This is a genomic window from Amycolatopsis sp. lyj-23 (assembly GCF_046549135.1).
Classification (GTDB): domain Bacteria; phylum Actinomycetota; class Actinomycetes; order Mycobacteriales; family Pseudonocardiaceae; genus Amycolatopsis.
Map to the genome: position 1 here is coordinate 232111 of NZ_JAJPWN010000018.1, position 23987 is coordinate 256097.

Here is a 23987-nt window from a genome sequence, read left to right on the forward strand (position 1 = left end):
GCCCGCTCACTCCGCGGACGAACGCAGGTCCGAGGGTGTCGTCCCGGCCGCCGTCAGCGGCAGGCCGAGGGCGACGCGCTCGGTCAGCCACGGGCTCGGCCGGTAGCGGGGGTCGCCGGTCGCCGCGGTGAGGCCGTGCAGGATGCGCAGCACCACGTCGCCGCCGACGAGGTCGCCCCAGGCCAGCGGGCCGCGCGGGTAGCCGAGCCCGAGGCGGACGGCGGTGTCGATGTCCGCCGGGGTGGCCAGGTGCTGGCCCGCGATGAAGCAGGCCGTGTTGACGATCGACGCCAGCAGGCGTTGCGCGACCGGGGCGGCCCCGTCGCGGACGACCGTCACGGGGTGCCCGGTCGCGGCCAGCGCACCCCACGCGGCGCGGCCCACCGACGGGTCGAGACCGGGGTGCACCGACATCGTCAGCCGTCGTTCGTAGCCGCCCAGCGGATCGACGCCGGCGACGCGCTCCAGCGGCAGCCCGGCGCGGGTGGCGGCGTCCACAGTGGACTCCCCGTAGAGCGGCACCAGCAGGACGGCGTCCGGGTAGGCGTCGGACACCACCTGCACGCCCGCGGCCGACAGCGCGCGGGCGAGGTGCTCGTCCGCGGTGAACACCGGGCTCGACGGCTTCGGCGGGGCGGCGGGCTCGTCCGCCACCTGCTGCTTGCCGTCGGCGTAGGAGTAGAAGCCCTCGCCGTTCTTGCGCCCGAACAGCCCGGCGGCCACGCGCGGGCGGGTCAGCCACGACGGCCGCAGCCGCGGGTCGCCGTGGAAGCCGCTCCAGATGCTTTCGAGCACGGCGTGCGAGACGTCGAGACCGGTGAGGTCGAGCAGTTCGAACGGCCCGAGCTTCAGGCCGAGCACGTCCCGCGCGATGCGGTCGACGTCGGCCGGCTCGGCCAGCGCCTCGGCGAGGATCTGCAGCGCTTCGGTGTTCAGGCCGCGGCCGGCGTGGTTGACCAGGAAACCCGGGGCGTCCTTGGCCAGCACCGGCTCGTGGCCCCAGCTCTTGACCAGTTCGAGCGCTTCGCCCGGCAGCCAGCCGTGCGTGCGCGCGCCCGGGACCACCTCGACCAGGCGCATCAGCGGCACCGGGTTGAAGAAGTGCAGGCCGACGAGCCGGCCGGGATCGCCCAGCTCGGCGGCGATCTCGGTGACCGAGAGCGAACTCGTGTTCGTCGCGAAGACCGTCTCTTCCGGACAGACGCGCTCGAGCGCGGCGAACAGGGCGCGTTTCGTCGCGAGGTCCTCCCGGACCGCTTCGACCACGAGGTCTACGCCGTCCGCGGGCGCGTCGGGCGCGGCCACGGGAACCAGCCGGTCCTTCGCCGCCTGCGGGTCACCGGTGAGCTTGCCCTTGGCGGCGAGCTTGTCGATCATCCCGCCGACGTACCCGATCGCCTCGGTGACGGCCTCGCGCCGGACGTCGGCCAGCTCGACGGTCACCCCCGCGGTCGCGGCCAGCTGGACGATCCCGCGGCCCATCACCCCGGTGCCGATCACCCGGATCCTGCCGACCTTCCCGGCCCACCCCGTCACGTCGTGCCGCCTTCCGCCGTTGGACTTCCCGCCCCAGACTAGAGGCCGACGAACTCCGCCATCCGCCTCGCCGAGTGGGCGAAGAACACGTCGGCCGGGTCGACGCTGCCGACGTACTGGCCGAACAGGTCGAAGCTGATCGCGCCGAACAGCTGGGTCCACGCGATGAGCAGCCGGGTCACGGTTTCCGGGCCGGCGATGATCCCGAGGGCCTTCGTGAGCGCCTCGGCCTGGGCGCGCAGTTCGGGCGGGACTTCGCCGTCGACGTTCCGCAGCTCGGTGTGGGTGAGCACCTTGACGAGGGCGAGCGCGACGCGCGAGGCGGGCACGACGGTGTCCTGCGGTGCCGCGTACCCGGGGATCGGCGATCCGTAGATCAGCGCGTACTCGTGGGGGTGCGCGCGCGCCCAGTCGCGGGTGCCCCGCCAGATCGCCACCCAGCGTTCGCGCGGGGTGCCCTGGCCCGGGTCCGCCTGCTCGGCCGCTTCGCCGATCGCGTTGTAGGCGTCGACGATCAGGTCGGTCAGCAGCCGGTCGCGGCTCGGGAAGTACCGGTAGATCGCGGACGACACCATGCCGAGCTCCCGGGCCACCGCGCGCAGCGAAAGCCCCTGCGCGCCGACCTCGGCGAGCTGGCGGCGGGCCTCGTCCTTGATCTCCTGGGTCAGTTCGGCGCGGGCTCGTTCGCGCGCGGTGCGGGAGACGGTCATGAGATCAGTGTGCCACGACGAGAGCAGTGCACAAAACAGAGAGCAGTGCTCTTGACGCGGTGCGGTGCTCTGGTGTTCACTGCTCTTAACCGAGAGCACTGCTCTCCCAAACCGCGGAGGACACCATGACCGGCACCCGCTACATCAAGCCGAAGAAGTCGACCAACGCGTTCAACGAGCTGGTCGCGAAGCTGACCAACCTGGGCGTGAGCGTCTGGGGCAGCCGGGTGCTGACCGTCGTCGGCCGCAAGAGCGGCGAGCCGCGCTCGGTGCCGGTCAACCTGCTGACCGTCGACGGCGTGCGCTACCTCGTCGCCCCGCGCGGCGAGACACAGTGGGTGCGCAACCTGCGCGCGGCCGGCCAGGGGACGCTGCGCGTCGGGCGCCGCGTCGAGGCGTTCACCTTCCGCGAGCTGGGCCACGACGAAAAGCCCGGCATCCTGCGCGCCTACCTCAAGCGCTGGAAGTTCGAGGTCGGCGTGTTCTTCGACGGCGTCGACGCGAAGGCCTCGGACGAGAAGCTGCGCGAGATCGCGCCGGGCTACCCGATCTTCGAGATCTTCACGAAGTAGGTTTGCGCCGCGTGAAGTTGGCCGCGATCAGGACCACGCCGACCAGGACCGCGACCAGCCCGATCAGGAACCACAGCTTCTGGCCGGTCATGAAGCTGCCGGTGACGACGCCGATGCCCTGCAGCACCCAGACGGCGCCGACGAGCACGAGCACGACCCCGGCCGCGAGGGTGATCCACCGCCTCATGGGTCCAGCTTAGGCGGGCCGCTCGTCCGGCACGAGCTTGTGGCGGTAGGCGTAGACGACGGCGTGCACCCGGTCGGGCAGCCCGAGCTTGGCGAGCACGCGGGACACGTGCGTCTTGACCGTCTCCTCGCCGACGTGCAGCTTCCGCGCGATCTCGGCGTTGCTGCAGGCGCCGGCGAGCAGCAGCAGCACTTCGCGCTCGCGGGACGTCAGCCGGGCCAGCTCCGGGGGTTCGGCGGCCGCGGGTTCGAGGACCGTCGCGAACTTCGCCACCAGCCGGCGCGTCACCGACGGGTCGATCAGCGCGTCCCCGCGGGCGGCGACCCGGATCGCCGCGACGAGCTCCTCCGGCGCCAGGCTCTTCAGCAGGAACCCGCTCGCGCCGGCCCGCAGCGCGCGGTAGACGTACTCGTCGGCGTCGTAGGTGGTGAGCACGAGGACGCGGGTGTCGTTGCCCGGCGCGGCGAGGATCGCCTCGGTCGCGGCGAGGCCGTCGAGGCGCGGCATCCGGACGTCGAGGACCGCCACGTCCGGGCGCAGGCGGGCGGTCTCGGAGACGGCTTCGCGGCCGTCGGAGGCCTCGCCGACGCAGGTGAAGTCGGCCTGGGTGTCGAGCAGCGCGCGCATCCCGGACCGGAACATCGCGTGGTCGTCGGCCAGCAGGACGCGGATCATGTGCTCTCCACCGGGAAGGTCGTGCGCAGCTGCCAGCGCCCGGCGGTCTCGCCGTAGGACACCTGGCCGCCGAACAGGGTGACACGCTGCCGGATGCCGGCCAGCCCGCGGTGCGCGTGCTCTCTTCCCTCGCCGCGGCCGGCGCGCAGGCCGTTCGTCACCGTGAGCACGACCTCGGTGCGGCCGTGGTTCAGCTCGACTTCGACCGGGCCCTGGCCGTGGCGCAGGGCGTTCGTCAGGGCTTCCTGGGCGATCCGGTAGAGCGCGACGTCGAGGGAGCCGGGCAGTCCGCGGGGTTCGCCGCGCAGGGTCAGCCGGGTCGGCAGGCCGGCCGCGCGGACGGTCTCGACCAGCTCGTCGAGGTTGTCCAGACCGGGTTGCTCGGCGCCGGGTTCGGCGTGCAGGAGGGCGAGCAGCCGGCGCAGGTCGGCCATCGCCGCGCGGCTCGCGGATTCGACGGCGCTGAGCGACTTCCGCACCGGCCCGTCGCCGTCGGGCAGGCCCAGCCGGGCGGCACCGGCGTGCACCCCGATGGCGCTGACGTGGTGGGAGATGACGTCGTGCAGGTCGCGCGCGATGGTGGTGCGTTCCTCGAGGACGGCCCGCCGGACGGCTTCTTCTTCGTGCTGGCGCCGTTCGTCGGCCGCGCGCTCGAGGTCGGCGATGTAGGCGCGCCGGGCCGTCGTGTACCGGCCGACCAGCCACGGCAGCAGTGCGGAGACGCTGACGTTGATGGCGATGAGCCGCCAGTCGTGCGCGACGCGCCCGCCGCCTTCGAGGCAGCCGGCGGCGACGCCGAGGAGGAGCGCACCGAGGGCGAGCACGGCGGGTCTCGTCCGCAGCCAGGCCCCGGCCCGGTAGCCGGCGATGAGGATGCCGGCGTTGTTACCGGTGACGTACCACTGGCAGGTGCACAGGAGCAGCGGCGCGCCGGCGAAGAGGAGGGCGTGCGCGAGGGCCACCCACCCGGAGTACCGCGCGGCCCCGGCGAGGGCGGCGTTGACGGCGACCCCGCCGAGCAGGATGACCCAGGCGGCCCACCCGCCTTTGGGGAGGGGCCCGCGAAGGGTGAAGAGGGCGGCGTCGCAGACAACGCAGACGAGCGCGACGAGCAGCGACTGCCGTCTCAGCGACCCCCGGATGTTCTGCACACACGCAACTGTGCCCTAACGGAGGGGCCCGAGGGGACGGAAACGCCCCGATGCGGCGGGAGGGGGACACCGCACCGGGACGTTCCCTGGCTCCGGGCTCCGGGCTCCGGGCTCCTGGCTCCTGGCTCCGGGCGCCGGGCGCCGGGCGCCGGGCGCCGGGCGCCGGGCGCCGGGCGCCGGGCTCCGGTCGGCGGTCGCCCAGGTCGCTCAGGCCCCGAGCGCCCGAATGTGGCCTTCGGTGCGTGAGACGCACCCAAGGCGGCCTTCGGTGCGTGGGACGCACCCAAGGCCGCCTTGGGGCGCTTGGGTCAGGGCTGCCGGGCGGAGGTAGGCCGCGAGGCGGGGTGGGCCGCCCGGTCGCCGGGCTCGGCCGGGCTCGGTCGCCTGGTGGGGTGTGCGTCAGCTGGTCGGGCGGGCCGGATAGCCGCCGCGGCGCTGGCCCGGCTGGCGCTGGCCCGGCTCGAAGCCCTTGCCCAGCGAGGTCGCCGTTGCCGTCTGGCCGTCGACCTTCGCCACCACCGTCACGTTCGTGTCGCCCTGCTTCACCTCGCCCGTCTTCTGGGTCGACGGATCGAGCGTGTACGTCTGCTTGTAGCCGTCCTTGCTGGTCAGCGTCACCGACGTGGCGCTCAGCTCCGTCACGTCGCCCGTCTGCAGCCGCTCGGTCGTGTAGCCGCCACTGCCGTTCGACACCACGAAGTCGCCGTGCAGGGCCTCGCGCAGCGCCGCCATTCCGCCGCCGAAGCCGCCTCCCGGGACTCCCTGGCCGCGGAACTGGCCGCCACCCGGGCCGTTGCCCGGGCCACCGCCGGGGCCGCCGAAGCCGCCGGGGCCCTGGGCAGCGGTGTTGTCGGCGTTGCTCGTGCCCGCCCAGATCGCCGCGCCGCCGCCCGCCGCGATCACCACGGCGATGCCGGCCGCGATCGCCGTCTTCTTGCCTGACCAGCCCTTCTTCGGCGCGGCCGGGACGGGGTCGCCCCAGTTGGCGCCCTCGGGCGGGGTGTTCGGCATCGGCTCGGTCGTCATCATGTCCTCCGGTGGTGCCCACACTGGTCCGGTCCAGGTTCGCGGCCGCGGCTGTGTTTGAGCTGTGCGGAGCGTCAGCGGGCGCTGTGCCTCGAACGCGCGAACCTTCACAGGAAACGCACAGCGACCGCACAGCGAACACCGACACCGGGCCGGGAAGGTGGCACCATGACCGCTATGAACGCCACGTCGCCCGGCCCCGGCAAGGCCGACCTGCGCCGCGCCGACGGGAGCCCCGTCCGGGTCCTCGTCGTCGACGACGAGGCGACGCTGGCCGAGCTCGTGTCGATGGCCCTGCGGATGGAGGGCTGGGAGGTGCGCAGCGCGGGCGACGGCACCGAAGCCGTCCGGATCGCGCGCGACTTCCGGCCCGACGCCGTCGTCCTCGACGTCATGCTCCCCGACTTCAGCGGTCTCGAAGTCCTGCGCCGGATGCGGTCCGAGGCGCCGAACCTGCCCGTCCTCTTCCTGACGGCGAAGGACGCGGTCGAAGACCGCATCGCCGGGCTCACCGCGGGTGGCGACGACTACGTCACCAAACCCTTCAGCCTCGAGGAAGTCGCGTTGCGGCTGCGCGCGCTGCTGCGCCGGGCCGGGGGCGTCACGGGCGCGAGCGGGTCGACGCTCGTCGTCGGCGACCTCACGCTGGACGAGGACAGCCGCGAGGTGCACCGAGGCGGCGATCTGGTGCCGCTGACCGCGACCGAGTTCGAGCTCCTGCGCTACCTCATGCGCAACCCCAAGCGCGTGCTGTCGAAGGCCCAGATCCTCGACCGCGTGTGGAGCTACGACTTCGGCGGCCAGGCCAACATCGTCGAGCTCTACATCTCCTACCTGCGCAAGAAGATCGACGCCGACCGCGAGCCGATGATCCACACCATGCGGGGCGCCGGGTATGTCCTCAAACCCGCCGGCTGAACCGAAGCGCGCCCGCCGGCCGTGGTCGCTGCGGCGGCGGCTGATCGTGCAGCTCGCCGCGCTGCTCGCCCTGGTGTGCGTGGTCGTCGGCGTGGTGACGGAGTTCGCGCTGAGCGAGTTCCTCGTCGGCCAGCAGGACAAGCGGCTCGCCGCGGCGAGCGACCGCGCCGCGCACGCCGGGGAACGGCCGTCGCCGTGGCCCTACGGCGAAGCGCCGCCGCCGGACCCGCTGCGCGTGCTCGGCCAGGGCGAGGGCACGCTCGCCGTCGTCCAGATCGGTTCGCAAGCCTCCGCCGGTGTCCTCGACTCGACCGCGGCGGGGACGTCGAGGCGCAAGGCGCCGTTCAAGGACATCCCCAAGACGCAGGTGCTGGCCCTGCTCGCCCTGCCGTCGGACGGGAAGCAGCGCAGCATCGACCTCGGCGGCAGCCTCGGCGAATACCGCGTCGTTTCGACGACGTCGCCCCGCGGGGAGAAGACGGTCATCGGCCTGCCGCTCAAGGACGTCAACGAGACGCTCTGGCAGCTGGGGTTCATCCTCGGCGGGGTCGCGCTCGCCGGGATCCTGGTGGCGGGCGCGGTCGGCGCGGCGACGATCCGCCGCACGATGCAGCCGCTCGACCGGCTGGCCGCGACCGCGACCCGCGTCTCCGAGCTGCCGCTGGACCGCGGCGAGGTCGCGCTGTCCGAGCGCGTCCCGGAGGCCGACACCGACCCGAACACCGAGGTCGGCAAGGTCGGCTCGGCGCTGAACCGGATGCTGCAGCACGTCGCGAACGCGCTGTCCGCCCGGCACGCGAGCGAAAACCGCGTCCGCCAGTTCGTCGCGGACGCCAGCCACGAACTCCGGACGCCGCTGGCGGCGATCCGCGGGTACGCGGAACTCACCCGCCGCGGCGGCGAGCAGGTGCCGCCGGACGTCGCCTTCGCGATGAGCCGCGTCGAGTCGGAGTCGCGGCGGATGACGACGCTGGTGGAGGACCTGCTGCTGCTCGCCCGGCTCGATTCGGGCCGCCCGGTGGTGCCCGAGTGGGTGGACCTGTGCCGGCTGGTGGCCGACGCGGTCGCGGACGCGCACGTCGCGGGTCCCGACCACAAGTGGCTGATGGAGGTCCCCGGCGAGCCCATCGGTGTCCTCGGCGACGCCGGCCAGCTGCACCAGGTGGTGATCAACGTGCTCGCGAACGCCCGCACGCACACGCCGCCGGGCACGACGGTGACGACCACGCTGTCCACTTCGGACGGGATTGTCCGGCTCCGGGTCGCCGACGACGGCCCCGGCATCCCGCCGGAGATCCTCCCGGACATCTTCGAGCGCTTCGCCCGCGGCGACAACTCGCGGTCGCGCGCGGCGGGGAGCACCGGGCTGGGGCTGGCGATCGTGGCGGCGGTGGTCGGTGCGCACGGTGGCCGGGTCGGGGTGCAGAGCCGGCCGGGGCGCACGGAGTTCGAGATCACCTTCGCCGAAGCCGCGCCGCGGTGATCACCCGGTCGGTGCCGATGCACAGCTGACGCACAGCTTCGGCACAAGTTCACCACATCCGGCGCCGACACGGTGAACGCCATGACGACCACGCTGCCGGCGCCCGGACACGCCCAGCCCCAGCCGCCCGCCGCCGCGCGGAAGGCGCGGTGGGCCAAGCCGTCCGTGGCCGCGCTGCTGCTCGGGACCGGCCTGCTCTACCTGTGGGACCTGGCGAAAACCGGCTGGGGCAACGACTTCTACGCCATGTCCGTGCAGGCCGGGACGTGGAGCTGGAAGGCCCTGTTCTTCGGCTCGCTGGATCCGGGCAACGTCGTCACCGTCGACAAACCGCCCTTCTCGCTGTGGATCATGGGGCTGTCCGGACGGCTCTTCGGCTTCTCCAGCTGGAGCCTGCTGGTGCCGGACGCGCTGGCCGGCGTCGCGTCGGTCGGCCTGCTCTACCTCGCGGTGCGCCGGCTTTCGGGGCCGGGTGCCGGGCTGCTCGCCGGGGCCGGGCTCGCGCTGACGCCGGTCGCCGCGCTGATGTTCCGCTACGACAACCCCGACGCCTTCCTCGTCCTGCTCCTCGTCGCCGGCGGCTACTGCGTGGTGCGCGCGCTGGACCACGCGAGCACGAAGTGGCTGGTCCTCGCCGGGGTCGCGATCGGGTTCGGCTTCCTCGACAAGATGCTGCAGGCCTTCCTCGTGCTGCCCGCGTTCGTGCTGGCGTACGCCGTCGCGGCGCCGACGTCGCTCGGCCGCCGGATCGGGCAGCTGTTCGCCGCCGCGGGCGCGGTGGTCGTCTCGGCCGGCTGGTGGATCGCGGCCGTCGCGCTGTGGCCGGTCGGCGACCGGCCCTACATCAGCGGCTCGACGGACAACACCGTGCTGGAACTGGCCTTCGGCTACAACGGCCTCGGCCGGATCTTCGGCGAAGGACGCGGCGGCGGGGGCGGCGGCCGGACGTTCACCCCGCCCGCCGGGGTGGAGCTGCCCACCGGCGGCCGCGGCTTCGGGGGCTTCGGGGGTCAGGCCGGCCTGACGCGGTTGTTCTCCGGCGAGTTCGGCGGCGAGGCGTCGTGGCTGCTGCCGGCCGCGGTCATCGGCCTGGTCGCGGGCCTGTGGTTCACCCGCCGCGCGCCGCGCACCGACCGCACGCGGGCGGCACTGCTGCTCTGGGGCGGCTGGCTGGTGGTTTCCGCGCTGGTCTTCAGCTACATGAGCGGCATCATCCACCCGTACTACACCGTCGCGCTGGCCCCCGGGACCGCCGCCACGCTGGCGATCTCCGCGCGCGAACTCTGGCGCGGCCGGGCGAACTTCGCGGCTCGCGCGGTGCTCGCCGTCATGGTCGCGGTGACGGCGGTCTGGGCGTTCGTCCTCCTCGCCCGGACGCCGGAGTGGCAGCCGTGGGTGCGTTACGCGCTCCTCGTCTCCGGCGCCGCCGCCGTCGCCTGCCTGCTCTTCGGTGCCGACCGGTTCCGGCGGCTCGGCCCGGTCGTCGCCGTGCTCGGCCTGTGCGGCGCGCTGCTGGGGACGACGTCCTACACGCTGGCCACCGCGGCGAACGCGCACGCCGGTGGCACGCCGTCCTCCGGCCCGGCCGTCGCAAGTGGACGCGGCGGCGGCCCGCGCGGCTTCGGCGGCGGGACGGCCGACACCGCGGTGGTCGACCTGCTGAAGGGCACGACGACGAAGTGGGCCGCGGCGCAGAGCGGCGCGATGCAGTCGGCCGGCCTGGCGCTGGCGAGCGGACGGCCGGTGCTCGCGATCGGCGGGTTCAGCGGCAGCGACCCGGCGCCGACGCTGGCGCAGTTCCGCCAGTACGTCGCCGACGGGGACATCCGCTACTACGTCGCAGGTGGCCGGGGCGGCTTCGGCGGCGGCCGCGGGACCGCCGCGGAAATCCAGGCGTGGGTCGAGCAGAACTTCGCCCCGAGCACCGTCGGCGGCACGACCGTTTACGACCTCACCAATTCTGTCAATTGATCGAAATTAGGATTGTTTCAGGCGTGTTAACAGTCGGCGAATCGTTCGGCCCATTCCAGACCCGTGCGGTATCGGCGCATCCGGACAGGTGTTCGATTTCCGGAGGGTGATCGGCTTCGCGGCGGGCATTTTGGCCCGGATCCCGTGAGTTGACGCGGGCGAGTGTCACTCGTTCGGATGCAAAGGGCGAACGTTGTGGGGATCCTGTGCTAGTCGCTAGGCTCCCCGCCGGGAGAGGGACAGGGGTGGCTGATCCGGCGCGGTGAGCGCTGGGAAATTCACGGGGGTAGGCGCCTCCTGTCCGCGTTCTTCCGCGATGACCCGATCAGGTGCCACCACTCCACTTCCCCCGCACCCTGGAGTTCGTTGTGATTTCCCGTTCCCGCCCCCGTCTGCTGACGGTGCTCCTGACCTTGCTGACCCTCGCCGGGGTCACCGCGCTGTCCGGGTGCAGCGACAGCGCCGCCTCGGGCAGCGGCAGCAAGATCACCATCGGGTTCAGTGCCTGGCCGGGCTGGTTCCCCTGGCAGGTGGCGCAGGAGCAGGGCCTGTTCGCCAAGAACGGCGTCAACGTCGACCTCAAGTACTTCGACAACTACACCGACAGCATCAACGCGCTCTCCAGCGGCGCCATCGACGCCAACAGCCAGACCCTCAACGACACGCTGTCGTCGGTCTCCGGCGGCGCCAAGCTGTCGATCGTGCTGGTGAACGACAACTCCACCGGCAACGACAAGATCATCGCGCGGGACGGCATCACGAGCATCGCCGACCTCAAGGGCAAGAAGGTCGCCGTCGAGCAGGGCGCGGTCGACCACTACCTGCTGCTGCTGGCGCTGCAGTCGGCGAAACTGACCGAAAAGGACATCCAGCTGGTGAACCTGCCGACCGACGCCGCCGCGGCCGCGTTCGCCGGCAGCCAGGTCGACGCGGTCGCCGCGTTCGCGCCCTTCACCTCGAAAGCCCTGGAGCGTCCGGGCAGCCGCGCGATTTCGTCGTCGGCCGAGTTCCCCGGCGCGATCCCGGACCACCTCGTCACGTCGCAGAAGCTGGTCAAGGACCACCCGAAGGACGTACAGGCGCTGGTCAACACCTGGTTCGAGACGCTGGCCTGGATCAAGGGCCACAAGGACGCGGCCGTGCAGATCATGGCCAAGCGCGGTGGCGTGTCCGATGCGGACTACAAGTCCTACGACGCGGGCACCACCATCTTCACGCGGCAGCAGAACCTCGACGCGTTCACCCCCGGCGTCACCCCGCAGCACCTGGACTTCCAGGCGAACAAGATCGTCGACTTCATCGTCGGCACCGGCCTCGCCCAGCAGCGGCCCTCGCTCGACGGGCTGTTCGACGACCGGTTCGTGAAGGCCGCGCCCCAGTGACCGGTCCGACCCAGCAGCTGGCCGAACGCCGGGAGTCCGGCCGCCCGGCCTGGGCGCCGCTGCCCCGCCGGGCCGGGCTCAAGCCGTCGGCTTCGCCGCTGTTCTCCCTGCGGACGCCCATTTCCGCGCCGGCCCGCTGGACGCTGGCGGTGCTGTCGTTCGCCATCCCGCTGCTGGTGTGGGTCGTGCTGAGCTTCAGCGGGGCGGTCAACCCGACGTTGCTGCCGTCCCCGGTCGCGGTGGTCAAGGCCGGCCTCGACATGGCGGGCACGGGCGAGCTCTTCGACGACCTCTGGGCGACGACCCAGCGCGTGCTCGAAGGGTTCGGCCTCGCCGTGCTCGTTTCGGTCCCGCTGGGCATCCTGATGGCCGGCTTCGCCGCGGGGCAGGCGTTCTTCGAGCCGCTGCTCGGGCTGCTGCGCTACCTGCCGGCGAGCGCGTTCATCCCGCTGCTGATCATCTGGCTCGGCATCGGCGAGCCGTCGAAGATCGCCATGCTCTTCATCGGCACGGTCTTCTTCAACACGCTGATGACCGCCGACGTCGTCCGCGGCGTGCCGGAAGCGCTCATCGACGTCTCCTACACCCTCGGTGCGCGCCGGGGCGAGGTGCTGCGCAAGGTCGTCGTGCCGCACTCGCTGCCGGGCATGATCGACGCGATCCGCGTCAACGCCGCCGCCGCGTGGAACTTCGTGGTCGTCGCCGAGCTGATCAACGCCTCGGCGGGGCTCGGCTACCGGATCGCCCGCTCGCAGCGGTTCCTGCAGACCGACAAGATCTTCGCGGTGCTCGTGGTGATCGGGATCGCCGGGCTCCTCATCGACGTCCTGCTGCGCCTGCTGCGCACGCGGGTCGGGAAGTGGACGGCATGACGCTGCAACTGCGGAACGTCGCCAAGGACTACACCGTCCGCGGCCGGGTCACGCGCGCTCTCGACGGCGTCGACCTCGAAGTGCTGCGGGGCGAGTTCGTCTGCGTCGTCGGTGCGAGCGGTTCGGGCAAGTCGACGCTGTTGTCGCTGGTCGCCGGGCTCGGCAAGCCGACCGAAGGGGAGATCTTCCTCGACGGCGTCCCGGTGACCGGGCCCGGGCCCGACCGCGGGCTCGTCTTCCAGGCCGGCGCGCTTTACCCGTGGCGCAACGTCGAGAAGAACGTCGCGTTCGGACTCGAGCTGCTCTCGCTCGACCCGGCCGACCGCGCCGAGCGGGTGGACTGGTACCTCGCCGAGACCGGCCTCGACGGCGTGCGCAAGTCGCTGCCGAAGCAGCTCTCCGGCGGCCAGAAGCAGCGCGTCGCGATCGCCCGCGCGTTGGCCTGCGAACCGGAAGTCCTGCTGCTGGACGAACCCTTCGGCGCGCTGGACGTCCAGACCAAAGAGGACATGCAGGTGCTGATCCGCCAGGTGCAGGCCGACACCGGCACGACGGTGCTGATGGTGACCCACGACGTCGAGGAAGCGGTCTTCCTCGGCGGCCGGGTGGTGGTGCTCGCCTCCGACCCGGGCCGGATCGCCGCCGACGTCGAGGTGGCGCTGCCCGCCGAGCGCGACCTGGCGGTGAAGCGCGAACCGGAGTTCCTCACGCTGCGCGCCCGGATCGAGGACCTGGTCCGGGAGCAGCACCGCGGCCACGTGAGCCGGGTGGCCGCGGACGGGTGAGAACGGAAGACGGGAAGGTGGCGGGATGAGACACGGCAGGTCGACCGCGGAACGGGCCGCCGGCGGGGGTTTTCTCGCCCGGCTCGGCATTCGCGGCAAGCTGAACCTGCTGCTCCTGCCCCCGCTGGTCGCGGTGGTGCTGGTGTCGGTGCCGTTCGTGCTGACGCAGGCGGACAGCGCCGGTGCGGCGACGCAGTCGGCGACGGTGGCGCGGTACACCCAGCAGCTCGGCGGGCTGGTCTGGCAGCTGCAGCGCGAACGGCTGCTGACGGGCGCGTTCGTCGCCACGCCGTCGATGGCCGCCGACCAGATGCTCCAGCAGCAGAAGGCGGTGGACACCGCGGTCGAGGCGGTGCGGAAGTCACTCGACGCCGACGCGCCGGACGAGCTGTCCGCGGCGCTGACCCGGATCGGCTCGCTCGCCGAGCTGCGGCAGAACGCGCAGCGCCGCGGGGTCGCGCTCGACAGCGTCGCCCGCACCTACCACGCGGTGATCGGGGCGGTGATCGACGCGCTGCGGCTCGTCCCGCAGCTCAGCGACGACGCCGAGGGCACCCGGGAGCTGTCGGCGCTGGAGGCGCTGCTGCGCGCGAACGAGGAGAACTCGCTGCGCGGCATGGCCCTGATCGTGACCGCGGTTTCGCCGGAGGCCGGCCGGTCCATCCTGGACGACGCGACCCAGCAGGCGCCGATCTTCACCGACCGGTTCGTCCAGCAGGCCGACGACGAAACCGACAGCGAGCAGGCCTCGCTGGTCGTCAACGTCGAGGCGAGCGAAGCGGGCCGCCGGATCGATGAGCTCGCCGCCCTGATCGGCAACCCGCGAGACGCGGCGGGCACCACCCAGTACGTCACCGACGTCCTGACGGCGTCGGAAAGCCAGGCGGGCCAGCGGAGGCTGGTGCAGGAACGGGTCATCGGCGAGATCGCCGACTCGGCGAACGGCCGGGCCGCCGCGGCGACCCGGCTGGCCTGGACGGTGGGTCTCGGCGCGGGCGGGCTGTTCCTGCTGGTCGCCTTCCTCGCCGTCGCGGTGTCCCGCTCGATCGCCGGTCCGCTGCGCCAGCTGACGACCGCGGCGACGTCGGTCGCCGACCTCGCCGGCACCGAACTCGTCCGCGTGACCGACACCGAAGAGGCCGAGGAGCAGGTGCCGCGCCTGGCCACCATCGACGTCGTCTCCGACGACGAGCTCGGCCAGCTGGCCGCCGCGTTCAACCGCGTCCAGACCACCGCGGCCGAGCTGGTCGAACGCCAGGCGCTCACCCGGCGCAACACGAGCTTGATGTTCGCGAACGTCGCGAAGCGCACGCAGAACCTCGTCGGCCGCCAGCTCGCCCTGATCGACGAGGTCGAGCGCAACGAGCAGGACACGCGGCTGCTGGCCAGCCTCTACCGGCTCGACCACCTCTCCACCCGCCTGCGCCGGAACGCGGACAACCTGCTCGTGGTGTCCGGCACCCGCGACGAAACCCGGATCGCCGGTCCGATCGAGCTGTCGACGGCCCTGCGTTCGGCGCTCGCCGAGATCGAGGACTACCAGCGCGTCAAGCTCGGTGTCGTCGCCGAAATCCTGCTGTCCTCGGCGCTCGGTGCCGACCTGGTCCTCGTCTTCGCCGAGCTGCTGGAGAACGCGACGTCGTTCTCGCCGCCGGGTTCGACGGTCGAGGTCGACACCATGTTCCTCGCCGACGGCGCCTGCCTGGTCAGCATCGTCGACCACGGCATCGGCATGACGGCCGAGAAGCTGGCCGAGGAGAACCAGCGGCTCGTCGAACGCGAACGCCTGGAGCTCGCGCCGACGAGCGTGCTCGGCCTCTTCGTGGTCGGCCGCCTGGCGCGGCGCCACGAACTGGGCGTCGAGCTGCTGGCGACGCCGACGACCGGCGGTGTCACCGCGCGGCTGACCATCCCGCCGTCGCTGTTCACCCACCGCACCGGGCTACGGCCGCCGAAGGAGCCGCCGTCGATCCCGGCGCAGGCGGCCGCGCCGGTCCGCGCCCGGCCCGCGGAAGCCGTCGCGGTGTCCACTTCGGACGATCTGCGGCCGGTCGAGCCGTTGCCGGCGCCGGCGATCCCGGCCCTGCTGGTTCCTTCGGGCGACAACGGCTTCCGCTGGTTCAACCAGCTGGAACCGGTGTGGCCGGACACCGAACCCGCCGAGCCGCCCGCGCCGGACGCCGAGGTCCGCGGGGGCCTGCGGCGTCGCGTCCGCGGCGCCCAGCTGCCCAGCCCCGGCACGACCGCGCCGGTGGCCGGCGGCGGTCCGCGGCACGACCCGGAAGCCACCAGGGCCGCGATGGACGGCTTCGAGAGCGCGTTCGCCAGGGCCGCCGAGGTCAGCGCGACGCCGACCGCCCCGCCGACCGTCGTGACGGGACCGGTGACCGCCCCGGTGCCTTCGCCGGGTGACGGCGCGTCGCTGCCGACGCGCATCCCCGGGGAGTCGGCGATGCCCGCCGGCCGCACGCGGGCCGCGGCGCCCACCGCCGCGACCCCACCGTCGCGGGACGGCCTGGTCCGCCGCGTCCCCGGCGCCCAGCTCGCCCCCGGCCTGCGCCAGCAGTCCGCGGGGCGGCCGATCGCCCGAGCCGTCGTCAACCGCACCCGGCGGGACCCGGCGGCCGAGCGGGCGGCGTTCGACGCGTTCGCCGCCGGTCTGGCGAAGGCGGAGGACATTGCGGCAGACAACCCGCCCCAGGGTGTGGTCGCCGGTCGTGTGATGGAACGAGGAGAAGAGAGCAGGAAATGAGCATCCCCGCACCTGGTGTCAGCGTCGAAGCCCAGAACTTCAACTGGCTGGTGAGCCGCTTCGCGCAGCACACCGCGGGCGCGATAGCCGCCATCGCGGTCTCGGCCGACGGCCTGCTGATCGCGATGTCGACGGAGCTCGAGCGCTCCAACGCCGACCGCCTCGCGGCGATCTCCTCCGCGATGCTCGGCCTCGCCCACGGCGTCTCCGAAAGCCACCCGCTCGGCTCGCCGGACAAGGTGATCATCGAGCTCGAGCACGGCTACCTGCTCGTCTGCACGATCAGCATCGGCTGCTCGCTGGGTGTGCTGGCCAACAAGCAGGCCAGCCTCGGGACGATCGCCTACGAGATGGCCATGTTCGCCAACCGCGCCACCGAAGTGCTGACGCCCGGCCTGATCGAGGAGCTCAAGAACACCGTGGGGTCGTGATGACCGAGGAGCCTTCGCTGCTGCGGCCGTACCTGATGACCTCGGGACGGGCGCAGCCGGTCGACCAGAGCCTGGAGATCGAGGCGCAGGTCATGACGTCCCGCCTCGGCGCGGCGTCGCACCCGAAGCTCACGTTCGAACGCCAGGAAATCGTTTCCCTCTGCCGGGACACGATGTCGGTCGCCGAGGTGGCCGCCCTGCTCGGGCTGCACATCGGTGTGGCCAGGGTGCTGGTGGCCGACCTCGCCGAGCTGGGCTACGTCGTCGTCCGGCGGCCGGGCAACCACAACTCGCACGACCTCGGCATGATCGAAAGGGTGATTCGTGGACTCGAAGCCATTCACTGAGCCGGGCACCCGCCCGCCGGCCCCGGTCAAGATCGTCATCGCGGGCGGCTTCGGCGTCGGCAAGACGACGGCGGTGTCGTCGATCTCGGAGATCAAGCCGCTGACGACCGAGGCGGCGATCACCGCCGTGTCCGCGGACAACACCGGCCACGTCCCGGCCAAGACCACGACGACGGTGGCACTGGACTTCGGCTGCATCACGATCGACGAAGAGGTCAAGCTGTACCTGTTCGGCACGCCCGGCCAGGACCGCTTCGGCTTCATGTGGCAGGACCTGGTCCACGGCGCGCTGGGCGCACTGGTGATCGTGGACACCCGCCGCATGGACGACTGCTACCCGGCGGTCGACTACTTCGAGAACGCAGGCCTCCCGTTCGTGGTGGCGGTCAACATGTTCGACGGTTCGCTCGGCCACAACCTGGAGGACGTGCGGTGGGCACTGGCGGTGAGCGACGACGTCCCGCTGATCACGTTCGACGCGCGGAAGAAGCTGTCGGTCCGGGACGCCCTGCTGGCGGTCCTGCACAACACGTTCAAGAAGGCCCGGGCCCAGGCGGCCGCCGGGGCTTGAACAGGCCTCGGATGTGTCTGGAGGGGTTCCCGAGACGCCTCCGGACGCATCCGACTACACTGACCCACGGACCCCGCGCGGCGTCCACCCTGTGAACCTCCCCAGGGCCGGAAGGCAGCAAGGATAAGCAGGCTCTGGCGGGTGCGCGGGGTCCCCTTCTTTTCGGCTCCGGGCTCTGGGGCTTCGCCCCTTCGTCCGGGCCTTCTCTTCGTTCCTTCACCCGGGGGCCGAGCCCCCGGGCCCCCACGGTGCCTCGCTCGCGGCCTGGGAGCTCTGCCGCGGCTCAGTGCTGCCGGGGGATGTGCCGGCTGGTGTCGAGCTGCCGTGGGGTGCGGCTAGAACAGGCCCAGGACGTCGTCCGGGGGCTTCGGCGGCGGTGGGGCGTCCGCGTCCGTGATCGGGGCTGCCTTGCCCGCCAGTTTCCGCAGCTCCGCGCCGTGCACGCAGCGGGCCGGGAAGGCCGCCGAGGCCGTTCGCTGGGCTATCTCCGCCGTTGGGAGCTCGGTTGCCGAGGCCGCCATGACCAGGTTGCCGAAGCGGCGGCCGCGCAGGACCCCCGGGTCCGCCAGCAGCAAGGCCTCCGGGAACACCTCGAGCAGCGTCGCCAGGAAGCGGCGGGCGAACGGCAGGCCCGAGCCGTCCGTGATGTTCGCCAGGTAGATCCCCTGCGGCCGGAGGAGGCGCGCGATCGCCGTCGTCGCCTCCAGGGTCGCCAGGCCGCCCGCCAGCGTGGCCCGCTCGAACGCGTCGACCACCACCAGGTCCGCCGATCCCTCGCGGCGCGTCGACAGGCCCTCGCGGCCGTCCGTCACCCGGACGCGCAGGCCCGGCACCCGCAGGCCCAGCTGTGCGCGGACCAGCTCCACCAGCTCGCCGTCGGCGTCGAACACCAGCTGCCGCGAGCCCGGCCGAGACGCCGCGACGTACCGCGGCAGCGTGCACGCCGCTCCGCCGATGTGGAGCGCGTCCAGCGGACCCGGGGGCAGGCGGTCCACGACGTCGGCGAACCGGCGGACGTAGTCGAACTCCAGGTGAGCCGGGTCGTCGAGGTCGACGTACGACTGCGCGACGCCGTCCACCGACACCAGCCAGGCGTTGCCGCGGTCGGCGTCGCGGACAAGCTCCGCCGTGCCGAACCGCACGGGGTAGCGCCCGGGCTGCGGCTCGGGCTTGCGCGTGCGGCTCACAGGCGCCGAGGTTATCCCGTCCCGCGAGGTTGTCGGACCCTGCCGGTACTCTCGCGGCGTGGCTCTAGCGCTGTACCGCAAGTACCGTCCGGCGACCTTCGCCGAGGTCGTCGGTCAGGAGCATGTGACCGAACCCCTCCGCACGGCGCTGTCCGCCGGGCGGATCAACCACGCCTACCTCTTCTCCGGCCCCCGCGGCTGCGGCAAGACGTCCAGCGCGCGCATCATGGCGCGCTCGCTGAACTGCGCCAAGGGCCCGACGCCGGACCCGTGCGGCGAGTGCAACTCGTGCAAGGCGCTCGCGCCCGAAGGCCCGGGCAGCGTCGACGTCACCGAGCTCGACGCGGCCAGCCACGGTGGTGTCGACGACGCCCGCGAGCTGCGCGACAAGGCGTTCTACGCCCCGGCCGAGTCGCGCTACCGCGTGTTCATCATCGACGAGGCGCACATGGTCACCACGCAGGGCTTCAACGCCCTGCTGAAGATCGTGGAAGAGCCGCCGGAGCACGTCATCTTCATCTTCGCGACGACCGAGCCGGACAAGGTGCTGACCACCATCCGCTCGCGCACGCACCACTACCCGTTCCGGCTGATCCCGCCGAGCTCGATGCGCAACCTGCTGGAGCGCAACATCGCGGCCGAAGGCGTCGAGGTCGAGCCGGCGGTGTACCCGCTGGTCATCCGCGCGGGCGGCGGCTCGGCGCGTGACACGCAGTCGGTGCTCGACCAGCTGCTCGCCGGCGCCGGGCCGGAAGGCGTCTCGTACTCGCGGGCCGTCGCGCTGCTGGGCGTCACCGACGTGGCGCTGATCGACGACATGGTCGACGCGCTCTCGACCGAGGACGCCGCGACGGTGTTCGGCACGGTCGAGAAGCTCACCGAGGCCGGCCACGACCCGCGCCGCTTCGCGACCGACCTGCTCGACCGGCTGCGTGACCTCGTGCTGCTGCGCGCGGTGCCCGAGTCCGCCGGCGGACTGGTGTCCGCGCCGGAGGAGGAGCTGTCGCGGATGGTCGCGCAGGCCGAGCGCATCGGTCTCGCCACGCTCTCGCGGTACGCCGACATCGTCCACAGTGGACTCCTGGAGATGCGCGGCGCGACGTCGCCCCGGCTCGTGCTCGAGCTGCTGTGCGCGCGGATGCTGCTGCCTTCGGTGACGGACGCGGAAAAGGCCCTGCTGGCCCGGATCGAACGCCTGGAGCGCCGCGCGACGCTGGCCGGCGGCGGTGGCGCCCCGGCCGAAGGCGGGGTGGAGCCGCCGCTGCGCGTGGCTCCGGAGCGCGAGTTCGCCAGGCCTTCGCAGCGCACGGCGCCGCCGGGCCCGCCCCCGGTGCCGGAGCCGGTCAAGCCGCCGGCCCGGCCGGCCGCGGCCGACCCCGCGCCTGCCGCGACGGCCCCGGCTCGCCCGGCCGATCCCGAGCCCGCGACGGCTCCGGCTCGCCCGGCCGCCGCCGACCCCGTGCCGGCTCCGGCTCGGTCGGGCGACGGCGCTGCCGGTGCCCCGGCGGCTGCGTCCGGCGACGGTAGCTGGGGTGCGGTGCGCACACCCGGCGGCGGCACGCCCGCTCCGGCGGCGGCCGGCGCTCCCGCGCCTGCCGACGCCGGTACGTCCGCGCCGGAAGCAGCGGCGCCGGGCGGGATGGACGCCGCCGCGATCCGGAACGTCTGGCCGCAGCTGATGACGGCGTTGCGCAAGTTCACCGGCGGCCGCAGCCTCGAAGCGATGCTGACTCAGGCCACCGTGGCGAGCGTCGAGGGCAACGCCGTGACGCTCACCCACAAGTCCGAGCCCTTGGCCCGCCGGCTTTCCGACCAGGACAACGCCCGCAAGATCGCCGGCGCGCTGACCGACGTCCTGGGCGGCGACTGGCAGGTCCGCTGCGTCCACGGCAACGCCCCGGCGGCACCCGCCGCCCGCCCGCAGCCGGCGGCCCCGGCACCGGAGCGGTCGTTCACGCGCCAGTCGGCGGCCGCGGCGCCCGCCGAGCCGGCCGCGCGCCCCACGACCCCGCCGCCGCCGACGCCGGCGCCGTCGCGGCCCAAGGTCATCACGACCGAGCCGGACATCCCGCTGCCCCCGGAGCCCTCCGACGAGGACGACGAGGACCTCTACAACGAGGACGCCAGCCCGGCCCCGCCGCCACCGCCACCCCCGCCGGACAAGGACCCGGACGAGGTGGCCCGCAAGCTCCTCTCCGAGCACCTCGGCGCCCGCCCCCTGGACTGAACCCAGAGGGTCGCCCCGCGTACCCAGACCGTCGGCCTGCGTACCCAGACGGTCGGCCTGCGTACCGGGATAGTCGGTTCGCGTACCCGGACGGTCGGCTGACCAACCAACCCACTGGTCACCCAAGCCGACCCCCGAGATACGCAGGCCGACCCTCCAGGTACGCGGTCCGACCCCTGAGGTACGCAGGCCGACCCTCCAGGTACGCGGTCCGACCCCTCAGGTACCGGGCTGACGTTCCGGGTGCGCGGGGCGGCGGGTCAGGAGGCCCAGGGGCCGATGCCGGTCACCCGGTCGGCCGTGATCCGCACGATCACGGCCGTCGGCGAGCCCTGGTTGCCCAGCTCGTACTTCTCGGCGCCGAGGTACCGCCGGGCCTGGCGGTCCATCAGCGCCGTGAACTCGTCGGCGATGTCCGGCCCGGTCACCCGGGCGGTGCCCCGGACCAGCAGGTACTGCGGCAGCCCGCGCGCGTCCCGCTCGTCGTGGTCCTCGATCAGCACGGTGACGCGCGGGTCGGTGCGGATGTTGCGCACCTTGGGCCGCCTGCCCTCCATGCCCATCACGATCTCGTCGCCCTCCCGGCTGGCCCAGACCAGCGAGGTCTGCGGCGAGCCGTCGGGGTTGATCGTCGTGAGCACGGCGTTGAACGGCCGCTCGAACAGGCGGTGGCAGCTTTCGGGGAGTTCCATGTCCCCGAGATTAGGAAGCCGACAGGTACCGCTCGGTACCTTTGTCCGCATGGGTGACTTCTCCGGCGACGTCTTCCTCGCGGACTGCCCGGCCCGGCTGGCGATCGAGATGATCGCCGACAAGTGGGCGGTCGTCGTCGTGTTCGCGCTCAGCCGCGGCCCGCGGCGGCACGGCGAGCTGGTCGGCCTCATCGGCGGCATCTCGCGCAAGGTCCTCACCCAGACGCTGCGGAAACTGCAGGGCTACGGCCTGGTCGACCGCCGCGCGTACGCCGAAGCGCCGCCGCGCGTCGAGTACTGCCTGACCGAGCTCGGGCGGACCCTCGTCGAGCCGATCGGCGTCCTGACGAAGTGGGCGACGCAGCACGGCGAAGCCGTCCTCGAAGCTCAGGAGGCCAGGTAGGCCTCGATCGCCGCCGCGATGGCCGCGGCGAACTGCTGCCGCCCTTCCGCGCTCGTCATCCGGGCCGCTTCGGTCGCGTTGCGCATGTTGCCGCACTCCACCAGCGCCACCGGCCGTGTCGAAAGGTTGAGGCCGGCCAGGTCCGTGCGGGCCGACAGCCCGTTCGTGCCGATGTAGTTCGCCGTGCTGAACCCGCTCGTGCGCATCGTGTCGCGCAGCGTCTGCGCCAGCCGCGTCGACGGCGCGCCCTGCGCGGCGTTCAACGCCGGTGACGAGTACGCGACGTGGAAGCCGTTCGCCCCGGCCGCTTCCGAGCCGTCGGCGTGGATGGAGACGACCGCGTCGGCGTTCGCCTCGTTGCCGATCGCCGCGCGGCGGTCGACGCAGGGGCCGACGCCGGTGTCGTTCTCCCGCGTGTAGACAACGCGGATTCCCTTGTCCGCCAACGCTTTCCCGACACGCTGGGCGACGTCGAAGGTGAACGCGTGCTCGGGGTAGCCGGCGTTGGTCGCGGTGCCGGTGGTGTTGCACGGCTTGGTCTGCCCGCGCCCGGCGGGCACCTGGCGGTTGATCTCCGCCGGGTGGGCGCCGTTCCCGCCGTTGTGCCCGGGATCCAGCACGACGACCTTCCCGGCCGCCGCCGTCGGCGTGACCGACGGAGACGGCGAAGGCGACGGCGAGGGTGACGACGGCGGCGGGGGCGAGGTGGTGGCCGGCGTGACCGTCCGCGTGGTCACCGGCGCGGCCGCGGGCGCCGCCGGAACGTCGTCGGAGCAGCCGGTGAGCAGGAGGGCACCGGCCAGCAGCAGGGGAGCAGTCGCGCGTCGCACGGCGACCACGGTGCCACAGCCCGGCCGTTCGCGTGGCGCGACTACCCTGGTGGGGACACAGGCGTGCAGAGAGGACCGAGTGCGATCATGGCCCAACCCGGCGGCGGCTTCGACCTTTCCCAGCTGATGCAGCAGGCGCAGCAGATGCAGCAGAAGCTCGTCGAGGCCCAGGAAGAGCTGGCGAACACCGAGGTCACCGGCACGGCCGGTGGCGGACTGGTCACCGCGACCGTGTCCGGTGACAGCCAGCTGAAGAGCCTGCAGATCGACCCGAAGGTGGTCGACCCGGACGACGTCGAGACGCTGTCCGACCTGATCGTCGCGGCGGTCCGCGACGCCTCGGCGAGCGCGCAGAAGCTCACCGAGCAGAAGCTCGGCCCGCTGGCCGGCGGGCTCGGCGGCGGTGGCGGCATGCCGGACCTCGGCAGCCTCGGTTTCGGCGGCTGACGAACTTGTACGAAGGTGTCGTCCAGGACCTGATCGACGAGCTCGGGCGCCTGCCCGGGGTCGGGCCGAAGAGCGCCCAGCGGATCGCGTTCCACCTGCTGGCCACCGACCCGGCCGACATCGCGCGCCTGCAGGACGTGCTCGGCAAGGTCAAGGAGGGCGTGCAGTTCTGCGAGATCTGCGGCAACGTCTCCGAGCACCCGACGTGCCGCATCTGCCGCGACGAGCGCCGCGACCTCACGGTCATCTGCGTGGTCGAGGAGCCGAAGGACGTCCTGGCGGTCGAGCGCACGCGCGAGTTCAAGGGCCGCTACCACGTCCTGGGCGGCGCGCTCGACCCGCTGTCGGGCATCGGCCCGGAGCAGCTGCGGATGCGCGAGCTCCTCAAGCGCATCGGCGAAGCGGACATCAAGGAGATCATCATCGCCACGGACCCCAACACGGAGGGCGAGGCGACGGCGACGTACTTGGTCCGCATGCTGCGCGACTTCCCGGGGTTGAGCGTGACCCGCCTGGCCTCGGGCCTCCCGATGGGCGGCGACCTGGAGTTCGCCGACGAGCTGACCCTGGGCCGCGCCCTCTCCGGCCGTCGCGTGCTCTAGCCGGCCACGGCAGCACCCCACCGGCTTGCTGTCCCCTGACGACCCGCCGAAACAGCGGCTGCGCCGGTTCGGCGCAGCCGCTGTTCGCAGGGTCAGCTGCCCGTCACTGGCCCCAGGTTTCGGTGTCGGGGGTGGTCATGTCGGTGTTCCAGTACCAGTGGGTGAGGGTGCCGTTGGTGGTGCGGCCGTAGATGTTTTCCTGGGTGGGGGTGGCGAAGCCGGTGGGGTTG

General features: G+C 72.7%; 25 protein-coding genes and 1 other RNA gene. 16 read left to right on the forward strand and 10 right to left on the reverse strand.

Translation table 11 applies throughout. The annotated features are described in order from the left end of the window. Positions 1-6 precede the first annotated feature (6 nt). Both ACLJPY_RS38240 and ACLJPY_RS38245 read right to left on the reverse strand, forming a co-directional pair. Entirely contained in the window at positions 7-1536 is a 1530-nt protein-coding gene (locus ACLJPY_RS38240) for a 3-hydroxyacyl-CoA dehydrogenase (RefSeq protein WP_410595873.1), read from the reverse strand. 38 nt (positions 1537-1574) lie between these two features. Further along, positions 1575-2246: a TetR/AcrR family transcriptional regulator gene (locus ACLJPY_RS38245; protein ID WP_410595874.1), complete on the reverse strand. Its 672-nt coding sequence runs from the start codon at positions 2244-2246 to the stop codon at positions 1575-1577. A 125-nt stretch (positions 2247-2371) separates the two neighbouring features. On the opposite strand from ACLJPY_RS38245, the gene ACLJPY_RS38250 reads away from it, so the two are divergent. Continuing rightward, positions 2372-2818: a nitroreductase family deazaflavin-dependent oxidoreductase gene (locus ACLJPY_RS38250; RefSeq protein ID WP_410595875.1), complete on the forward strand. Its 447-nt coding sequence runs from the start codon at positions 2372-2374 to the stop codon at positions 2816-2818. On the opposite strand, the gene ACLJPY_RS38255 is transcribed toward ACLJPY_RS38250, so the two are convergent. From ACLJPY_RS38255 to ACLJPY_RS38270, 4 genes are all read right to left on the reverse strand, one after another. Beyond that, on the reverse strand, positions 2808-3005 hold the full coding sequence (locus ACLJPY_RS38255; protein ID WP_410595876.1) for a hypothetical protein: 198 nt from the start codon (positions 3003-3005) through the stop codon (positions 2808-2810). The genes ACLJPY_RS38250 and ACLJPY_RS38255 overlap by 11 nt on opposite strands. Positions 3006-3014: 9 nt before the next feature. Then, positions 3015-3680 carry a response regulator gene (locus ACLJPY_RS38260; protein WP_410595877.1) on the reverse strand — a complete coding sequence of 222 codons (666 nt, stop codon included), beginning with the start codon at positions 3678-3680 and terminating at the stop codon, positions 3015-3017. After that, complete coding sequence (locus ACLJPY_RS38265) at positions 3677-4831, reverse strand: sensor histidine kinase (RefSeq protein WP_410595878.1); 1155 nt, start codon at positions 4829-4831, stop codon at positions 3677-3679. Before ACLJPY_RS38265 ends, ACLJPY_RS38260 begins: the two co-directional genes overlap by 4 nt. Before the next feature lie 399 nt (positions 4832-5230). After that, on the reverse strand, positions 5231-5860 hold the full coding sequence (locus ACLJPY_RS38270; RefSeq protein ID WP_410595879.1) for a hypothetical protein: 630 nt from the start codon (positions 5858-5860) through the stop codon (positions 5231-5233). Between the two features lie 165 nt (positions 5861-6025). On the opposite strand from ACLJPY_RS38270, the gene ACLJPY_RS38275 reads away from it, so the two are divergent. The 11 genes from ACLJPY_RS38275 to ffs all read left to right on the forward strand — a co-directional run bounded on the left by ACLJPY_RS38275 (position 6026) and on the right by ffs (position 17529). Next, positions 6026-6775: a response regulator transcription factor gene (locus tag ACLJPY_RS38275; protein ID WP_033261680.1), complete on the forward strand. Its 750-nt coding sequence runs from the start codon at positions 6026-6028 to the stop codon at positions 6773-6775. Next, complete coding sequence (locus tag ACLJPY_RS38280) at positions 6753-8258, forward strand: sensor histidine kinase (protein ID WP_410595880.1); 1506 nt, start codon at positions 6753-6755, stop codon at positions 8256-8258. Before ACLJPY_RS38275 ends, ACLJPY_RS38280 begins: the two co-directional genes overlap by 23 nt. A gap of 81 nt (positions 8259-8339) precedes the next feature. Beyond that, positions 8340-10229, forward strand: a complete 1890-nt coding sequence (locus tag ACLJPY_RS38285; RefSeq protein WP_410595881.1) for a glycosyltransferase family 39 protein — start codon at positions 8340-8342, stop codon at positions 10227-10229. A 368-nt stretch (positions 10230-10597) separates the two neighbouring features. Beyond that, complete coding sequence (locus tag ACLJPY_RS38290) at positions 10598-11611, forward strand: ABC transporter substrate-binding protein (protein WP_410595882.1); 1014 nt, start codon at positions 10598-10600, stop codon at positions 11609-11611. After that, the gene (locus tag ACLJPY_RS38295; RefSeq protein WP_410595883.1) at positions 11608-12483 is read left to right on the forward strand and encodes an ABC transporter permease; all 876 of its coding nucleotides are present in this window, start codon (positions 11608-11610) and stop codon (positions 12481-12483) included. Before ACLJPY_RS38290 ends, ACLJPY_RS38295 begins: the two co-directional genes overlap by 4 nt. Next, complete coding sequence (locus tag ACLJPY_RS38300) at positions 12480-13268, forward strand: ABC transporter ATP-binding protein (RefSeq protein WP_410595884.1); 789 nt, start codon at positions 12480-12482, stop codon at positions 13266-13268. The genes ACLJPY_RS38295 and ACLJPY_RS38300 overlap by 4 nt, the downstream gene beginning before the upstream one ends. Before the next feature lie 25 nt (positions 13269-13293). After that, positions 13294-16020 carry a nitrate- and nitrite sensing domain-containing protein gene (locus tag ACLJPY_RS38305; RefSeq protein ID WP_410595885.1) on the forward strand — a complete coding sequence of 909 codons (2727 nt, stop codon included), beginning with the start codon at positions 13294-13296 and terminating at the stop codon, positions 16018-16020. Next, positions 16017-16451 (forward strand): roadblock/LC7 domain-containing protein, encoded by a 435-nt coding sequence (locus ACLJPY_RS38310; RefSeq protein ID WP_003061341.1) that lies wholly within the window; start codon positions 16017-16019, stop codon positions 16449-16451. The genes ACLJPY_RS38305 and ACLJPY_RS38310 overlap by 4 nt, the downstream gene beginning before the upstream one ends. Then, positions 16451-16798 (forward strand): DUF742 domain-containing protein, encoded by a 348-nt coding sequence (locus ACLJPY_RS38315; protein ID WP_410595906.1) that lies wholly within the window; start codon positions 16451-16453, stop codon positions 16796-16798. The genes ACLJPY_RS38310 and ACLJPY_RS38315 overlap by 1 nt, the downstream gene beginning before the upstream one ends. Continuing rightward, positions 16776-17369 (forward strand): GTP-binding protein, encoded by a 594-nt coding sequence (locus ACLJPY_RS38320; RefSeq protein WP_410595886.1) that lies wholly within the window; start codon positions 16776-16778, stop codon positions 17367-17369. The genes ACLJPY_RS38315 and ACLJPY_RS38320 overlap by 23 nt, the downstream gene beginning before the upstream one ends. A 65-nt stretch (positions 17370-17434) precedes the next feature. Further along, an RNA gene (gene ffs / locus ACLJPY_RS38325) (signal recognition particle sRNA small type) lies at positions 17435-17529 on the forward strand. Positions 17530-17704: 175 nt separating this feature from the next. Here the strand turns inward: ffs and ACLJPY_RS38330 are convergent. After that, the gene (locus ACLJPY_RS38330) at positions 17705-18556 is read right to left on the reverse strand and encodes a spermidine synthase (RefSeq protein WP_410595887.1); all 852 of its coding nucleotides are present in this window, start codon (positions 18554-18556) and stop codon (positions 17705-17707) included. Positions 18557-18614: 58 nt separating this feature from the next. Here ACLJPY_RS38330 and ACLJPY_RS38335 point away from each other — a divergent pair, with 58 nt between their 5' ends. Further along, positions 18615-20783, forward strand: coding sequence for a DNA polymerase III subunit gamma and tau (locus ACLJPY_RS38335; protein ID WP_410595888.1), 2169 nt, complete (start codon positions 18615-18617; stop codon positions 20781-20783). 260 nt (positions 20784-21043) lie between these two features. Here ACLJPY_RS38335 and ACLJPY_RS38340 read toward each other — a convergent pair whose 3' ends face one another. Next, entirely contained in the window at positions 21044-21475 is a 432-nt protein-coding gene (locus tag ACLJPY_RS38340) for a TIGR03618 family F420-dependent PPOX class oxidoreductase (protein WP_410595889.1), read from the reverse strand. 49 nt (positions 21476-21524) lie between these two features. On the opposite strand from ACLJPY_RS38340, the gene ACLJPY_RS38345 reads away from it, so the two are divergent. Continuing rightward, on the forward strand, positions 21525-21878 hold the full coding sequence (locus ACLJPY_RS38345; RefSeq protein ID WP_410595890.1) for a winged helix-turn-helix transcriptional regulator: 354 nt from the start codon (positions 21525-21527) through the stop codon (positions 21876-21878). On the opposite strand, the gene ACLJPY_RS38350 is transcribed toward ACLJPY_RS38345, so the two are convergent. Beyond that, entirely contained in the window at positions 21863-22717 is an 855-nt protein-coding gene (locus tag ACLJPY_RS38350; protein ID WP_410595891.1) for an N-acetylmuramoyl-L-alanine amidase, read from the reverse strand. The genes ACLJPY_RS38345 and ACLJPY_RS38350 overlap by 16 nt on opposite strands. 78 nt (positions 22718-22795) lie before the next feature. On the opposite strand from ACLJPY_RS38350, the gene ACLJPY_RS38355 reads away from it, so the two are divergent. Together ACLJPY_RS38355 and recR are read left to right on the forward strand one after the other, a co-directional pair. Further along, positions 22796-23155, forward strand: coding sequence for a YbaB/EbfC family nucleoid-associated protein (locus ACLJPY_RS38355; RefSeq protein ID WP_013230627.1), 360 nt, complete (start codon positions 22796-22798; stop codon positions 23153-23155). 5 nt (positions 23156-23160) lie between these two features. Further along, entirely contained in the window at positions 23161-23757 is a 597-nt protein-coding gene (recR, locus tag ACLJPY_RS38360) for a recombination mediator RecR (protein ID WP_310969294.1), read from the forward strand. A gap of 103 nt (positions 23758-23860) precedes the next feature. Here recR and ACLJPY_RS38365 read toward each other — a convergent pair whose 3' ends face one another. After that, the gene (locus ACLJPY_RS38365; RefSeq protein ID WP_410593561.1) at positions 23861-23950 is read right to left on the reverse strand and encodes a hypothetical protein; all 90 of its coding nucleotides are present in this window, start codon (positions 23948-23950) and stop codon (positions 23861-23863) included. Positions 23951-23987: the final 37 nt, after the last annotated feature.